This is a genomic window from Bacillus arachidis, from assembly GCF_030285945.1.
In the GTDB taxonomy this organism is placed as follows: domain Bacteria; phylum Bacillota; class Bacilli; order Bacillales; family Bacillaceae_G; genus Bacillus_A; species Bacillus_A arachidis.
Genome location: NZ_CP127376.1, coordinates 2267850 through 2283207 on the forward strand (window position 1 = coordinate 2267850; position 15358 = coordinate 2283207).

Sequence of the window (15358 nt, forward strand, 5' to 3'; positions counted from 1 at the left end):
CATTTGATAGGATTTAGATAGATTATAAAGAGGGAAAAAGGAGCGGATTTGTCCTTAAAGTTATATTGAAACTCTTGACTTATTTTGGTATATTTTGTGATAATATGTTGAGTTAGAAGTGAACTTCTTTGATTTAAACACAATAGAAAACGATTACATTAATAGGAATGAACTTATGGAGGAACAATATGGGGAATCTTATTCTTTCTGAAAACTTTTTGATGGAAGAACCAAAAAAGGAATTGTTGTTTCAATTATTTGAAGAGGTGTTTCATATTCCTGTTCAAACGTTGCAAAACTTTGAATCCAATGGATTTTGGGATGCTACATACAAACCTTTTTCTTATTTACAAGAAGGGCAAGTAATTGCAAATGTGTCGATGTTTGCGTTACCAATGTTTATAAAAGGAGAGCAGATTTATGCAGCTGGTATTCAATCTGTCATGACACATCCAAAATATAGGAGAAGAGGTTTGATGAAGCAGCTTCTTGGTAAAGTATTACAAGAAATAGATAAACAATATGAATGTGCAATGTTATTTACAGAGAAACCGGAACTATATGAACCATTTGGTTTTCGAGTTGTACAACAACATCTGATGACGTTATTATATGATAAAATTCAATCTCGTTCATCTTCACTTCGAAAATTAGATTTTTATAATGAAGAAGATGGGCAACTTATAAAAGAAATAATACAAAACGCCCAACAGCTTTCGATGGAATTTTCACCATTAAACTATCAGTCTTCTTTTTATTTTAATATGTACGATGTGAAATGGAATGAAAAACTATATTATTCAGAGAAACTGGACGCACTTATTGCATTTGAAGTGAAAGATCAAGTGTTAAAATTATTTGGTGTTTTTGCACAAATTATTCCGATTTTAGATGATGTTTGTGCCGAAATAACTGAACCATTTACAGAGATTGAATTTTACTTTTATCCTGATGAATTAGGTATTGAAGAGGTAGCGTGCAAAGAGTTTCAGTCTGAAAAGTACTTAATGATTCGCGACAGTGAAAAGTTTGATTTGAATGGATATAAGTTTCCAATTTTAACAGAATTTTAAATAGAATCTTAATCTATAATTAATAACTAGTTACTTATTTTTATAAAAAGGAGCATCTGTTATGGATGCTCTTTTTTGATGTGTACACAGTAAATTTAATGCTAGATAAAATGAAAATTCTATTTGTTTTTACCGCAATTACATCCTTTTTTCTTTACATATCCTTGGCGATATAGGCTTTGTGATGATTGATAATTGGAAGATTGTGAAGATGAAGTGCGGATATCTTTATTATTAGAAGAATCTTTGTTAGAAGAATAATTGTTAGAATCGTACTCTTTATTCATGATACCATCACCTCCAGTTTGATATATAGTATAGTATATGTGAAAACTCTATTAATCGTTACTGTAGTATAAGGTAATGAATATAATGAAAATATGAGAGGATTCGTACATACAAGATTTTGAAGAACAAAAAGGATGCTTACAGAGTAAGTAAACATCTTTTTAGAACTCATTTTTCATCTTATTAACCGAAGTAAAGTGCAATATAATTTTTATAGGATCTTAAGTGAAAGGTACTTAAACTCTGATTTACTAGATAAAGAATATATTTGCGCTGTTGATATATAAATACACTTCAATGCTAACTTCTCCTATTAATACCCCCAATATGGATGAAATGGAAACTGTTGTTGGTAATATGAAGGTGGCTGTTCGGAATAGGGGGGATTTTGATGTGGTGTATTGTACAAAGTATTTCGATTTTGAGTGCAGTTTGCCGGAGGCCCAATTACGGTAGTTGATTGAATAGGGGATACCGCTTTCTTCCACTCCTGTTCATCGAGACAATAGGTATGAGCCATTACAGTTGATGGTGTCAGTCTTAAAATATCTGAGCCAAATATAACTTCTGGTGTAGGAGCGTTAAAAATTGCTAATAAATGTGTATGATCTACAGAGGCAATTTCATAATGCCACCAACCTTGGGGTACGTTAGCCACTTGACCTGGTTTAATAGGAAGATTAAGAAGTTGATTTGTAAATGGGTTAAGTATGGATACAATAGCTGCTCCAGAAATACAGTAAACAAGTTCAGCAGCATTTTGATGTACATGTGGCTCAACGACATTACCAGTGCTTAAAAAAATATCTAATAAAGATGTATTGTCTAATGTATTTAATTGTTTAATCCCTAGTACATTTATATAATTTTGTGCATCTTTTTTAAAAAAATTACTTGTACTTAAATCATGAGTAAAACGGACAGAGGGAGAAGTGTGATCTATATTGGAAGTCATTGATTTTCCTACCTTTCTCTTTTGAAATAGGGTTAAATACATGGATTAGGATATGAGTCTAGTTATTTTAGTGTGCAGGATTGATTTTACCTATTCGTATATAAAGAATAGATTTAGAATGAATAAATGATGTTTTTTGAAAAAGCATAGGCTTCATTTACCTTGTAAAAATCAAACTATTTTCGTAAATACATTGATACCCTTGAGTGATGTAACACTTAAAGAAAAAAGGTATTGTATTCTTACATCCAAATGATAAAGGAATGAATGATCATGTCATATAGTGAAATGATTAGAAAAGAAGTACTGAGCTGGGAGGGTGTTTCTGAAAAGCCACATCGCTTTGGGGGAATTGAATTCAATTATAAAAAGAAAGAGTTAGGTCATCTTCATGGTGACAAATTAGCAGACCTTCCATTTCCAAAACCAAAACGGGATGAATTAGTAAATCAAGGATTAGTAAGTCCACATCATGTATTACCTGAATCAGGATGGATTAGTTATCATATAAAAAGCGTAGAGGATCTGCCGTTTGTCATTGAACTTTTTCGGATGCAGTATGATAGATTCGTAAAAAATTAGAGAAAAGTTGAAGTTGGTACTTCATTTACAAAATAACTAGGTATAAATACCTAGTTATTTTGTAAATCGCTGAGAAATTCTGATTATTTTTTGCTTTTACAAAGTAAGAATAGATGTGAAACGTACATATTTAAGGAAATAGGAAAAATATTAGATGAATTACAAAACTTTTTTGAATTGTATGTAGGAATTCAGTTAATATATGAAAAAGTAGAATATTGACTAAGGAGTATGAGGTGTTTATGAAAGAAGATATTAAGATTAGAGATGCAAAAATTAGTGATTTATCTAGTATAGTGGATATATACAATTCAACTATTTCAAGCAGAATGGTAACTGCTGATACAGAACCTGTTACTGTTACGAGCAAGGAACAATGGTTTCATGAACATTCACCTTCTTTTAGACCTTTATGGGTAATAGAATCGCAAGGTGAGATATGCGGATGGGTTAGTTTTCAATCCTTTTACGGTCGACCTGCTTATAATGGAACAGCTGAAATAAGTGTATACATTCATCAAATACATAGAGGTAGGGGGATAGGTAAATATATCTTACAAAAAGTGTTAGATACTTGTCCGAAACTCAAGATTAAAACATTATTAGCATTTATATTTGCTCATAATAAAGCTAGTCTTCAGTTATTTTCTTGTTTTGATTTTGAAAAATGGGCGCATTTGCCTAACGTTGCAGAATTAGATGGAATAGAAAGGGATTTAATCATTCTTGGTAAAAGGATTTCTTGATATTTGAGTGAAATATTATAATAATAGTGTAATAAGGTCCGTATAATAAGAGATTAAATTTGTATGTGAAAGTAGAAAATATGCAGTTGGATTTGAAAATAAACAAGTTAATTAATCTAGCTTGTTTATTTTCATTTCATTTAATATTATGCATAATTTCATGCAAGCGATTGCGTATTTTGTTTTATAATGAAAACGGATACATAAAAATGTAATTTAAAGAGGAGAATGTCGATGAAAAATCAGTTTCAATATCTTTGTATTGTTATTTTGTCTATCGGTATGTTATTTGTATCATTATTAATTCCGCAAATTAGTTTTGCGGCTGTAAATGGAAAAGGAATGAATCCGGACTACAAAGCATATGTAATGGCCCCGTTAAAAAAGATTCCAGAAGTAACAAACTGGGAGACATTTGAAAATGATCTAAGATGGGCAAAACAGAATGGCTTTTCTGCTATTACCGTTGATTTTTGGTGGGGAGACATGGAAAAGAACGGGGATCAGCAATTTGATTTTTCATACGTACAGCGTTTTGCTCAATCGGTAAGAAATGCAGGTATGAAAATGATTCCGATTATTTCTACACATCAGTGCGGTGGAAATGTTGGGGATGATTGCAACGTACCAATTCCTTCATGGGTTTGGAATCAAAAAAATGATGATAGTCTTTACTTTAAATCTGAAACCGGAACCGTTAATAAAGAAACATTGAATCCACTTGCTTCAGATGTAATTCAAAAGGAATATGGTGAACTATATACGGCATTCGCAGCAGCTATGAAACCGTATAAAGATGTAATCACAAAAATATATTTGTCTGGGGGACCAGCTGGAGAACTGAGATATCCTTCCTACACATCTGCTGATGGAAGCGGTTATCCATCACGTGGAAAGTTTCAAGCATATACAGAATTTGCAAAATCAAAATTCCGTTCCTGGGTATTAAATAAATATGATTCCTTAAATGAAGTGAACAAAGCGTGGAGTACAAAACTTACTTCTGTTTCAGAAATTTTACCCCCAAGTGATGGGGAACTGTTTCTAAAGAATGGATATAATTCTTCATATGGAAAAGATTATTTAGAATGGTATCAAGGTGTTTTAGAAAGTCATGCAAAATTAATTGGTGAATTGGCACACAATGCTTTTGATCCAAGTTTTCAAGTACCAATCGGTGCAAAGATTGCAGGAGTACATTGGCAATATAATAATCCGGTTATACCTCACGGAGCAGAAAAGCCGGCAGGGTATAATAATTACAGCCATTTACTCGATGCTTTCAAAAGCGCAAAGTTAGATGTAACATTTACTTGTCTAGAAATGACGGATAAAGGTAATTATCCGGAATATTCAATGCCTAGAACATTAGTACAAGATATTGCAACATTAGCTAATCAAAAGGGAATTGTATTAAATGGTGAAAATGCTTTAAGTATCGGAAATGAAGAGGAGTATAAACGAGTTGCAGAAATGGCTTTTAATTATAATTTTGCTGGATTTACTTTACTTCGTTATCAAGATGTAATGTATAATAATTCACTAATGGGAAAATTTAAGAATTTATTAGGTGTGACACCTGTTATGCAAACGATTGTAGTAAAAAATGCTCCTACAACAATAGGAGATACTGTATATATTACGGGGAATCGTGCGGAATTAGGAAGTTGGGACACGAAACAGTATCCAATTCAATTATATTATGATTCTCGTAGTAATGATTGGAGAGGAAATGTTGTGTTGCCAGCTGAAAGAAATATAGAATTTAAAGCGTTCATTAAAAGTAAAGATGGAACGGTCAAATCATGGCAAACAATGCAACAAAGTTGGAATCCAGTCCCCTTGAAGACTACCGATTATGTAAGTTTGTGGTAATTATATTATGTAAACAAAAAGATCCTTTAATATGAGATAAAGGATCTTTTTGTTTTTGAAGGAAAAATAAATCTTAAAAAATGTCACATTCATCTTCCTTCATCCGTCTTGTGTGTAAAACAATAAGGAGGAAATTTATATGCAGAACTTTAATGTGGCAATTATAGGCGGGGGACTTGCTGGATTGACAGCTTCGATTTATTTAGCAAGGAAAGGTAAAAAAGTTGTTGTATTAGAGAAATCGAGTCGCTTTGGCGGAAGAGCAATAACAACGAATAAAAACGGCGTTCTTATGAATCTTGGGGCGCACGCTTTATATCGCGGTGGAGAAGCACTATCAACTCTTAAGGAACTTGGAATCAACATTCTAGGAGGAATACCTTCTACTAGTGCACATGGTATATGGAAAAATGATGTGTATACAATACCGACAGATTTTCGGTCAATCTTAGCTACACCATTATTTTCATGGTCTGCAAAAATACAATTTTTCCATTTGATGTTAAAGTTAGGGAAATTTGATTTGAAGACAATTCCTAAAATGAGTTTGAGTGTATGGGCAGAAAAAGAAATTAAAGATCCAATGGTAAGAAATATGTTTTATGCATTATGCCGAACATCGACTTACACATATGCTCCTACATTACAGTTAGCATCTTCTGTACTAAAACAAATACAACGATCAATGAAAGAAGGGGTTTTTTATGTCGATGGTGGATGGGAGACGATCATAACAAAGCTAAGAGACGAAGCTACAAATGCTGGCGTTCATTTTATAGCGAGTAAAAATGTAGTTGAAATTGAGCACTGTGGTCATATTCAAAGAATTCGTTGTTCTGGTGAAGAACTCTTTGAAGCTCCTACTGTTGTTGTTACTATACCACCAAAAGAAGCTTGTAAAATTATAAAGGGAGCAAAAGATACTGCGCTACAAATATGGAAAGAACAGTCTATGCCAGTTACAGCAGCTTCGTTAGATCTTGGTTTAAGAAGGTTACCCAATCCATCATATCAATTTGCTTTAGGATTAGATCAACCTGTATTTTTTACGAATCAATCAAGAGCCGCTAAGTTAAGTGATGATGGAACGGTAGTAGTGGGATTAATAAAATATCACAATCCTGCATTACAAGCTAGTAACTTTAGTGACGATAAAGTTTTGTTAGAACATACAATGGATTTATTACACCCGAAGTGGCAACAGGAGTTAGTTGAAAAGCAATATTTGCCTAAAGTAACAGTTGTATATGATTTTCCACATATTGGTCGTACTGAAAATCCAGGGCCTGCTGTTCCTGAAATGCCAGGGATATATGTTGCAGGAGATTGGGCTGGCCATGATGAATTATTAGCTGACGCTGCAGTTTCTAGTGGTAAACGAGCAGCACTACAAATTTTAGAACAAAGTAAAATCACAAATTGAAAGAGGGTCATGTGAGTTTGGAACTGGAGCAATTGTATCAAGCATATAAGCCTTTATTGTTTTCTTTAGCCTATCGTATGCTCGGGAGTGTTATGGACGCTGAAGATATTGTTCATGATACATTTCTTTCATTAGATCAAATAGAAGAGCTAGAGTCTGTTGATAATATAAAAGCGTACTTATGTAAGATGGTTACGAACCGTGCCATCGATAAATTACGTTCAGCAGCTCATAAACAAAATGTTTATGTTGGCATGTGGTTACCTGAACCACTCGTTGAAGAAAATGATGATCCTTCCATGACATATATAATGAAGGAATCTATTTCTACAGCGTATCTTTTGCTTTTACAACAGTTATCTGAAATTGAACGGGCAGTGTTTATATTACGAGAAGTTTTTGGTTACGATTATGATGAAATCGCATCAATTGTTGATAAAAACAATGCAAATTGTCGGCAAATCTTTCATCGTGCTAGAAAGGGAATTGTAGATAAATCGAAAGCTTCAAAATTAAGTATAAAGCAGATGGCTGCATATGTGGAACAATTTGTCGCATCTTTGCAGCGAGGAGACGTAAAGGCAATGCTAGAAGTGTTAAAAACAGATGCGATATTCAAATCAGATGGTGGAGGGAAGGTCACAACAGCTCTTAAACCAATTTACACATCTGAAAGGATTGTGCGCTTATTCTTAGGAGTTATCAAAACGTTACCAGAAGAACATTCCATTGCATTTAGAATGGTGAATGGTACACCTGGTATTATTGTAAATATAAATAATCGCGCTACGTATGTGCTTTCGTTTGAGTTTCAAGAAGAGAAAATAGCATCTATTTATATGATGATGAATCCAGATAAGCTTATGCATTTAAATGAGAATGTATAGAATGAAAAAGACGCATCTCAACAGAGATGCGTCTTCGATTTAAAATCATGTAAATTACTTCTCTAACATTTCAAGAGGAACATCCTTTTCGCCTAATACCTCGAACTTAATTTCTCCGTCCTCTTCGTAAATACGCTTAATAATCGGTATAGTTATCATTCGCTTTTTGTGCTGTTTACGTTTTCTAGCAGCGTCTAAATTAATCACGTTCATGTTCAAAGCATCCTTTCTTACATACAGTTATAAACAAAAGAAAATGCGTCCGAAAAGGGCGCTTTTTTAATTTGAAATACCGATTAAAAATGATTTTATAATTGCATTTTGATTGTAAAATAATGTGAATGGAATAATTACACGTAGAAATTAACTTTACCAAAAAACGAAACAATACGCTACAAAAAAATTCAATTCTTTGTCTTATAACAGGAAAAACCTATTCGTTTAGCATATAATGAAAGGTAGACAAACATAATCAACTTTCTCATCAATTTTTTATCATTAAATTTGTTGGAAAGGAGATAGATTGTATGAATTCATTAGAATTATTGTTGTTAGAGCTTGAAAAATACGGAAAAGAGCACGATAGTAAAAAAGAGAAACGAGAAGAAAAATTAAGAAATATTTCTCGTGAAATGGGACAATTTTTATCTATTTTAATAAAAGGGTGCGGCGCTCAAAGAATTTTAGAAATTGGTACTTCAAATGGATATTCAACATTATGGTTGGCAAATGCGGCTAAAGAAACGAAAGGAAATGTTACAACTGTTGAACTTTCTTCAGGACGAGTTGCAGAGGCACTTATGAATTTTGAAAAGGCAAATCTTAGATATCAGATTGATATTCATAATCAGGAAGCGGGGGCGTTTCTAGATACACAAGTAGAGTGTTCGTTTGACTTTATTTTCCTAGATTCAGAGCGTACTCAATATATGTGGTGGTGGGAAAATATAAAGCGAATATTAGAACCTAAGGGATTTCTGGTAATCGATAATGCAACTTCGCATGCAGAAGAGTTAGCGGAATGTATTCAGATGATTGAAGAAGATGATACGTTTGAAACAGTATTGCTAGGTTTTCAAAAAGGAGCGTTTGTAGCACGAAAAAAATAAAAAATATAGCCATAACAAACAAGGGGATTCAATAAAAAATGCATATACATTCTTATTTTTATGAGCAGGCACAAAAAAATCCTGACTGCGTTGCACTTTCGGAACAACATAATAGTTGGACTTATAAAGAGTTGGCGCAGAATGTTTCAAATCGTGTATCAGTGCTTATGCAAGAAGGAGCGGCACCAGGGCATATTTTTATTATAAAGTTAGACAATTGTATGGAATGGATTCAAGATGCCCTTGCAGTTTCAGAAATTGGTGGAATTATACTGCCAGTTCATCCAGACGTTACAGAAATGGAATGGAAAACAATTGTAAGTAGAACGGAGCCTAATTGGATTATCACATCTAAAGGGACTGTATGTCAAACAATGGAGCATAATACCATCTCATTTCCTTTTAGACATGTGAATAGTAAGGAAGAGTTATACTTCTTTGGCTATACTTCAGGCTCAACGGGCACACCGAAAGGTTTTGTTAAAAGTCATCGATCATGGACTAGTAGCCTTAAAGGATGGAGTAAGGCGTTTTCGCTAACTGAAAGTGATCGCATAGTAGTTCCATTACATTTATCTTATTCAGCTCAGCTATACCCGGCACTTCATGCATTAGCTACAGGAGCTGAGATTGTTTTATTATCTAATTTCACACCAGAGGCATTTTTCAAAGCGAAAGGCTCATGTGCTTCTATTACACCAGCTTTAATTGAACCTTTAACTCGTTATGCAAAGCAAAAACAAAGTGTACAGGAAATGATTCCGAAGTGTATGATTTCAGTTGGGACAAAATTATCGCCTATACAAAGAAAAAAATTTGAGGAATGTTTTTCTAAATCATTTTTGTATGAGTATTACGGATCATCAGAAATGGGGTATGCCTCATTATTAACACCAGAAGATGCAAGAACGGCACCTGAAACAGTCGGAGTACCATTCCCCGATGTGGAGATTGCTTTCTTTAATGAGAAGAAAGAACGAATAGTAACTGATAAAGAAAATTTTGGGAAATTATTTGTTCGATCTGGTCAGGCTTTTGAAGGATATATTGAAAATGAAGAGCAAACAAAAGCTACTTTCATAGAAGATTGGGTAACATCACATGATATTGGTTTTCAAAGAAAAGATGGAAAAATTGTTTTAATAGGTAGAGACCGAGACGTTATAAAAGCTGCTGGGAGCTTTGTGTATGCTGGTGAAATAGAAGAGGTATTGATGGGACTTACTGGTGTTATAGAAGCTATAGTGTTTGCAGAAAAAGATGATAATCGTGGAGAAGTCATACACGCTATTATTGTAAAGGAACCTTCTCAAACATTATTAGCTATTCAACGAGAGTGTCGTCAGAAATTAATATCATATAAGCAACCAAGAAATTGGACTATATTATCACAATTACCTAAGAAGCCGAATGGGAAGGTAGACAAAATAAAATTGAAAGCGGAATTACTAAACAATAAACCGTGTAATATGTGAAGAATCCGCCTTTAGCACGTAGCATTCTAGGTCTTAAGTCTGAGGAAAATAATGCACGAAACAGGTATACTTATGGTAAGAAACAGGGAATGACTGCATAAGCAGGAGTTTATTAAAAATCGATTTCAAACAAATATCATATAAGTGGTATACGATATTTTAGATGAAATATAGTGCAAATAAATTCGCACATATAAATAAAGGAGCGATTTTGTTGACTGAATTAGAGAAAAAAGAACCTGTATCAGTAGCGAAAGATAATATGCAAGTAGTTGTTGATACAGTTATTAAAGATGAAGAACTTGTTGAACTGAATAAAGAAGCTGATTTATATGTGAAAAAGTTAAATAGTGAACAAAATACTGATCTTTCAAAAGTGTTATCCCAGCTTGGAGATTTAGGAGATAAAGAACAGCAAGCAGCAGGTCAAACATTATCAGCATTAAAACGTCCTGTGACTGCAATGATGAACGGGAAGAATGAAGAGATTCCGAATACATTGCTAGAACTGCGTAAAGTCGTATCAGAACTTGATCCTAATTCATTAAAAGCGTCGGGTATGAAGAAATTTATGTTTAAAGTTTTTAAGAAAAATCCACTTGAAACGTATGTTCATAAATATCAATCTATAGATAAACAAATTGAAGAAATTATAAGATCATTGCTTATTGGACGTGACAATCTCCAAGAAGACACGGTTGGTTTAGAAATGCTAAAAGAGCAATCACATGATAAAATCCATGCATTGGATAAGCAAGTATATCTTGGTAGAAAACTTGCTAGTATGCTTGAAGCAGAAAAGCAAAATCCAGATCGTCAAAAGGATATTCCATTAATCAATGATGCGTTAGAAAAAATTCTTGTGCGTACACGCAACATGCAGCAAGCAAAAAGTGTATTGTTGCAATCTATCGCATCAGTAGACATCATTAAGAAAAATAACGAAAAGTTAACAGAGGCAATTCGTAATGCAATTACAATGACGCAAAATGTAGTTACTGTTTCAGCAGCGATTCAGCTAGCACTAACGAACCAACGTAAAACAATCGATGCGGTTAATGCGACGAATGAAGCAATCGAATCAATGGTATTAAGTAACTCACAAGCTTTAAAACAAAACACAGAAGAAACGACGAAGTTGCTTGAAAATCCAGCAATCAGCATGGATAAGCTGCGCGAATCATTCCAAAATGTATTTGCAGCTATTGAAGCATCTGAGAAATCATCAGAACGCATTATCGAATCAAGTAAGAAGTTTGTTATTGAACTTGATACATTTAATGATGAAATGAAGCAGAAGCTCATTCAGCGTCCAAAGAAATAAAAGGTCATTAGAGGAGGTGAAAAGATGGGTTTCTTCGAATTTGTTTTAATGATAGGTGGAATTTTGCTTTTGCTAGGGTTTACAGTTGTTGTTTTACTCGTTTACTTCGGCCGGAAATTTTACTTATCCTGGACGAAACCATATAAGCGGGCACACGAATCAATTGAAAAATTATCAAATAAATCAACACCATTTTTACAAGAATTTACGCAGCATCCTCTGTTTTATCGCTGGATTCGTACAGAAGGGAAAAAAGAACAAAAAGCATTTAACACACTTTTTTGTGCGGCAGATCAACGTACAAGAGAACAAGTTTTCTCTATGTTACCGAAAGATAAACAGAAAAAAGTACATGTAATGGCAAAAACAACGAAAAAAGTTACAAATGAAGATATTGATGTAACTGCAGTGAAAGTAAAGGATTTCTTACGGCAAGAAGCACAACAATCATCTAAGCCAACGGATCTATCGTTTTATAAATTGTATTTTTACGATCGTTATCCGGATGCATTAAATACTATTCAGGCGTATAAACGATCTGTTAATCCTTCATTACAAAGAATGGTTGATGAGATTACGATTTCGGTCTTAAATGCACTTCCTTACTATCAAGAACAACGTATGTTTGAACAACAACACAAACTGGAAACATTCTTAATGAAAGACTTAATCGCTATGTTGTCATTAGTAACACAGCTGCCGCCATCACAACGTCCTGAAAAAGAAGAAGAATTGCAAGTTTACTTACAAAACTTTCAAAAAGAAATGGAAGCGGTAGAACGAGATATTCGGGACTCTATTGATCATGATTTGAATGTGAAGATGAGAGCGGCGAAGGAGAAATTTAAGAATAAGTAAAGGAAAGCCTCTTGAGTAATTTACTCAAGAGGCTTTTGTAATTTCATTATTTAATTTGAATTGTACCCAAACTTACGCGTGCCTAATTTTTCTTTATATAGGCTTTCAATTTCAAATACTTCCTTATCGTTTTTGTGTAACCATTGCTGCCAACTTAGTGCACTTTTCCCCAATCAATTACTAATCGTTCTTTTAAATCATTAAATTTTGATAGAGGTGTTAGATTATAATAAAAATTATTACCTTTTCCTATTTCAGGTGCCATCCAATCTAGTTTAACTGTACATTGGAAATCGGAAACAGCCTGTGTAGATATAACTTCATACACACCGATGAACTTCGCTTTTGAACCATCAATACCAAGAAAGCTTACTATGTATTTGCAATTTTTTAAGACATCCTTGTCTTGATGTTGTTGGTATAACTCAAATTCCCCTTTTTCATATAATTCAGCTAGATTAATTCGTGAATCTTTATGACGAATAAGTTTTATATTAGTTCTTGTACAATCTAAACCATGCATTGTTAAAAGTTTTTTTAATGATAACATGTTAAAACCTCTTATCTATTAATGAGGAAATAATCGTTTTATTTATATACATAAAGTAAACCCCTCACTTTTAGAGTAAGGGGTTTTATAATTATTTCGCTTTTATAGTAGTTTTGCTAGAAGGATTACTCTCGTTATGCAACCGATCCAAAGCAGTCACCACATACGTATATGTCTCACCAGACATAGCTGTCTTATCTACATAAATTTCCCCAGGTTTTGTTTTTCGTACAGTAGTAAGTAAGTTTTCAGCTTTTTGAATGTCAGCGTCATTCTTTTCATCTACTCGATAGATTGCATAATACGTAGAATCATTGTTTCTATTATCGATAATTCCTAAGGCAATACCATCATTTCTTGCAATGGCACCTTTTAAAGTAGGTTGTTTAGGTGGATCTTGATCTAGCCAAGGCATTGGTGGAATTAATGCAGGGTGTTTATAAATATCTTTTTGTAGTCGGTCTTTTATTCCTAATGGATTGTTATTAATATCTTTTAAACTAAAGTGCATGCTACCTTTTATTTGTGAAAATTGATGATTTAATGTAATTTGTCTTGGATATTCTTCAGGGTCTGACCAAGCAGGGACTGAGTTATTATTAATTTTGTATGCAGCTTGTCCAATGTATAAGTGAATTGGTTTGTTTTCTGTTTCTTTTACCCACCAATCTAGTAAAACGTCATATGCTGCAGGTGCAAAACCGATATTCCAATAGATTTGCGGTGTAATATAGTCAATATATCCTTTTTTGATCCATTCTCGTGTGTCAGCATATAGGTCATCATAATTTCTTTGTCCAGCAGTTGTATTAGAACCGGTTGGATCATCAGCTATATTCCGCCATACACCAAATGGACTAATTCCAAATTTGACATAAGATTTTTCTTGTTTAATAGTGGTATTTAATCCACTTACAAGTTGGTTGACATTATCGCGACGCCAATCTCCAATGTTAGAGAATTTTCCATTATTGTAAGTCTCATAGGTATTCTGATCTGGGAATTCCTCCCCAGTTACCTTATAAGGATAAAAATAATCATCCATGTGAACGGCATCAATGTCGTAATTTTGTACGACTTCTAATATTCCTTCGGTTATAAAGTTTTTCACTTCTGGAATACCGGGATTATAGTATAGTTTTCCTCCATAAGATACAACCCAATCGGGATGTTGCTTAGCGGGGTGATTTTCTGCTAATTGATTTAAATTAGTGTGATTCATGGTTATTCGGTAGGGATTAAACCATGCGTGAAATTCAAGGTTTCTTTTATGGGCTTCTTCAACCATAAATGCAAGCGGATCATAGCCAGGGTCTTTACCTTGCACGCCTGTAAGATATTCGGACCAAGGGCCATATTGGGAAGGGTAAAAAGCGTCGGCGGTGGGTTTAATTTGCATAACAACTGCGTTCATACCTACATTTTTTACATCATCTAGTAGTTTGATAAATTCTTGCTTCTGCTTTTCGATAGGTAATCCTGGCTTAGAGGGCCAATCAATGTTGAGCACAGATGCAACCCATGAGGCGCGTAACTCATGTTTTTGATACGTAGTAGGTACTTCAGCTTGTATGGACCTAGAGGTTATGAACAGGAAGGGAATAATCAAGATGACGCTACAACAACTCATTAATAATTTTTTGAAAATCATCGTACGCCTCCTTACATATTCTATTATTGAGACTACTATATCACGTGAATGTAAGGTTCACAATTGAGAAAGTAGAGCGCTGAAACTTTTATTTCAAATAAAAAATAGTTTTACTGAATTTTCATTTCGTCAGAACTAATTTGTCTACATTCTTCATATGATTTTTAATAACGTGAAACTTCTTTTTGTTGGCGGTTTGACAGTCCTTGAAAAAGGATGGAAATTACTTAAAGCATATAGGAGGATTATGAAATGAAAGTTCTGTTTGTATGTTCTGGAGGAATGTCCAGTTCAATTGTTGTAAACGCTTTAAAAAAAGAAGCGGAGAAAAAAGGGATTAGTATGGTTGTACACGCAATTGGAACAAGCGAAGTGGAAGAGGAGGTGAAAAATGGTTGGGATGTAGTAATGGTTGCTCCGCAAGTAAGGCATAGATTTGATGCAGTGAAAAAAATAGCAGATGAACAGTCCGTCCCTTGTGGTGTGATTCCGCCGCAGGCTTATACACCACTTGGTGGTCCGGTGTTATTAAAAGCAGTGCAAGAACTCATTCATTAGGAGG

At 33.9% G+C, this 15358-nt stretch carries 16 protein-coding genes; 11 read left to right on the top strand and 5 right to left on the bottom strand.

Going from position 1 to position 15358, the window contains the following annotated elements:
* The first annotated feature begins 188 nt into the window (after positions 1 to 188).
* Entirely contained in the window at positions 189 to 1073 is an 885-nt protein-coding gene (locus QRY57_RS13130; protein WP_286017671.1) for a GNAT family N-acetyltransferase, read from the top strand.
* Positions 1074 to 1192: 119 nt separating this feature from the next.
* Here QRY57_RS13130 and QRY57_RS13135 read toward each other — a convergent pair whose 3' ends face one another.
* Entirely contained in the window at positions 1193 to 1360 is a 168-nt protein-coding gene (locus QRY57_RS13135; protein ID WP_170833629.1) for a hypothetical protein, read from the bottom strand.
* Positions 1361 to 1674: 314 nt separating this feature from the next.
* Entirely contained in the window at positions 1675 to 2316 is a 642-nt protein-coding gene (locus QRY57_RS13140; RefSeq protein WP_286017672.1) for a cupin domain-containing protein, read from the bottom strand.
* Between the two features lie 273 nt (positions 2317 to 2589).
* Here QRY57_RS13140 and QRY57_RS13145 point away from each other — a divergent pair, with 273 nt between their 5' ends.
* The 5 genes from QRY57_RS13145 (at position 2590) to QRY57_RS13165 (ending at position 7829) form a co-directional block, all read left to right on the top strand.
* Positions 2590 to 2898 carry a luciferase domain-containing protein gene (locus QRY57_RS13145; RefSeq protein ID WP_026590812.1) on the top strand — a complete coding sequence of 103 codons (309 nt, stop codon included), beginning with the start codon at positions 2590 to 2592 and terminating at the stop codon, positions 2896 to 2898.
* 242 nt (positions 2899 to 3140) lie between these two features.
* Positions 3141 to 3644, top strand: a complete 504-nt coding sequence (locus QRY57_RS13150; RefSeq protein WP_286017673.1) for a GNAT family N-acetyltransferase — start codon at positions 3141 to 3143, stop codon at positions 3642 to 3644.
* A 234-nt stretch (positions 3645 to 3878) separates the two neighbouring features.
* A complete protein-coding gene (locus QRY57_RS13155; RefSeq protein WP_286017674.1) occupies positions 3879 to 5519 on the top strand; it encodes a family 14 glycosylhydrolase in 1641 nt (546 codons plus the stop codon).
* 139 nt (positions 5520 to 5658) lie between these two features.
* Entirely contained in the window at positions 5659 to 6942 is a 1284-nt protein-coding gene (locus tag QRY57_RS13160) for a protoporphyrinogen/coproporphyrinogen oxidase (RefSeq protein WP_286017675.1), read from the top strand.
* Between the two features lie 17 nt (positions 6943 to 6959).
* Positions 6960 to 7829, top strand: a complete 870-nt coding sequence (locus tag QRY57_RS13165; RefSeq protein WP_286017857.1) for a sigma-70 family RNA polymerase sigma factor — start codon at positions 6960 to 6962, stop codon at positions 7827 to 7829.
* Between the two features lie 54 nt (positions 7830 to 7883).
* On the opposite strand, the gene QRY57_RS13170 is transcribed toward QRY57_RS13165, so the two are convergent.
* A complete protein-coding gene (locus QRY57_RS13170) occupies positions 7884 to 8042 on the bottom strand; it encodes a hypothetical protein (protein ID WP_090689319.1) in 159 nt (52 codons plus the stop codon).
* A 314-nt stretch (positions 8043 to 8356) separates the two neighbouring features.
* On the opposite strand from QRY57_RS13170, the gene QRY57_RS13175 reads away from it, so the two are divergent.
* From QRY57_RS13175 to QRY57_RS13190, 4 genes are all read left to right on the top strand, one after another.
* Positions 8357 to 8938: an O-methyltransferase gene (locus tag QRY57_RS13175; RefSeq protein ID WP_051588548.1), complete on the top strand. Its 582-nt coding sequence runs from the start codon at positions 8357 to 8359 to the stop codon at positions 8936 to 8938.
* 38 nt (positions 8939 to 8976) lie between these two features.
* Positions 8977 to 10413 carry a class I adenylate-forming enzyme family protein gene (locus tag QRY57_RS13180; RefSeq protein ID WP_286017676.1) on the top strand — a complete coding sequence of 479 codons (1437 nt, stop codon included), beginning with the start codon at positions 8977 to 8979 and terminating at the stop codon, positions 10411 to 10413.
* Positions 10414 to 10627: 214 nt separating this feature from the next.
* Positions 10628 to 11737 (top strand): toxic anion resistance protein, encoded by a 1110-nt coding sequence (locus QRY57_RS13185; protein ID WP_026590820.1) that lies wholly within the window; start codon positions 10628 to 10630, stop codon positions 11735 to 11737.
* 24 nt (positions 11738 to 11761) lie between these two features.
* On the top strand, positions 11762 to 12595 hold the full coding sequence (locus QRY57_RS13190; RefSeq protein WP_286017677.1) for a DUF3974 domain-containing protein: 834 nt from the start codon (positions 11762 to 11764) through the stop codon (positions 12593 to 12595).
* A 154-nt stretch (positions 12596 to 12749) separates the two neighbouring features.
* Here the strand turns inward: QRY57_RS13190 and QRY57_RS13195 are convergent, their stop codons facing one another.
* Positions 12750 to 13145 carry a hypothetical protein gene (locus QRY57_RS13195; protein ID WP_286017678.1) on the bottom strand — a complete coding sequence of 132 codons (396 nt, stop codon included), beginning with the start codon at positions 13143 to 13145 and terminating at the stop codon, positions 12750 to 12752.
* A gap of 91 nt (positions 13146 to 13236) precedes the next feature.
* Positions 13237 to 14796: a glycoside hydrolase family 10-like protein gene (locus QRY57_RS13200; RefSeq protein WP_286017679.1), complete on the bottom strand. Its 1560-nt coding sequence runs from the start codon at positions 14794 to 14796 to the stop codon at positions 13237 to 13239.
* A gap of 252 nt (positions 14797 to 15048) precedes the next feature.
* Between QRY57_RS13200 and QRY57_RS13205 the strand changes: the two genes are divergently transcribed.
* The gene (locus QRY57_RS13205; protein ID WP_286017680.1) at positions 15049 to 15354 is read left to right on the top strand and encodes a PTS sugar transporter subunit IIB; all 306 of its coding nucleotides are present in this window, start codon (positions 15049 to 15051) and stop codon (positions 15352 to 15354) included.
* Positions 15355 to 15358: the final 4 nt, after the last annotated feature.

Bases quoted from the DNA above. Each gene is read 5' to 3' on its own strand.
- QRY57_RS13150 (WP_286017673.1), top strand. From the start codon at position 3,141: ATGAAAGAAGATATTAAGATTAGAGATGCAAAAATTAGTGATTTATCT.
- QRY57_RS13140 (WP_286017672.1), bottom strand. From the start codon at position 2,316: ATGACTTCCAATATAGATCACACTTCTCCCTCTGTCCGTTTTACTCAT.
- QRY57_RS13135 (WP_170833629.1), bottom strand. From the start codon at position 1,360: ATGAATAAAGAGTACGATTCTAACAATTATTCTTCTAACAAAGATTCT.
- QRY57_RS13145 (WP_026590812.1), top strand. From the start codon at position 2,590: ATGTCATATAGTGAAATGATTAGAAAAGAAGTACTGAGCTGGGAGGGT.
- QRY57_RS13160 (WP_286017675.1), top strand. From the start codon at position 5,659: ATGCAGAACTTTAATGTGGCAATTATAGGCGGGGGACTTGCTGGATTG.
- QRY57_RS13200 (WP_286017679.1), bottom strand. From the start codon at position 14,796: ATGATTTTCAAAAAATTATTAATGAGTTGTTGTAGCGTCATCTTGATT.
- QRY57_RS13195 (WP_286017678.1), bottom strand. From the start codon at position 13,145: ATGTTATCATTAAAAAAACTTTTAACAATGCATGGTTTAGATTGTACA.
- QRY57_RS13175 (WP_051588548.1), top strand. From the start codon at position 8,357: ATGAATTCATTAGAATTATTGTTGTTAGAGCTTGAAAAATACGGAAAA.
- QRY57_RS13130 (WP_286017671.1), top strand. From the start codon at position 189: ATGGGGAATCTTATTCTTTCTGAAAACTTTTTGATGGAAGAACCAAAA.
- QRY57_RS13190 (WP_286017677.1), top strand. From the start codon at position 11,762: ATGGGTTTCTTCGAATTTGTTTTAATGATAGGTGGAATTTTGCTTTTG.
- QRY57_RS13155 (WP_286017674.1), top strand. From the start codon at position 3,879: ATGAAAAATCAGTTTCAATATCTTTGTATTGTTATTTTGTCTATCGGT.
- QRY57_RS13180 (WP_286017676.1), top strand. From the start codon at position 8,977: ATGCATATACATTCTTATTTTTATGAGCAGGCACAAAAAAATCCTGAC.
- QRY57_RS13170 (WP_090689319.1), bottom strand. From the start codon at position 8,042: ATGAACGTGATTAATTTAGACGCTGCTAGAAAACGTAAACAGCACAAA.
- QRY57_RS13205 (WP_286017680.1), top strand. From the start codon at position 15,049: ATGAAAGTTCTGTTTGTATGTTCTGGAGGAATGTCCAGTTCAATTGTT.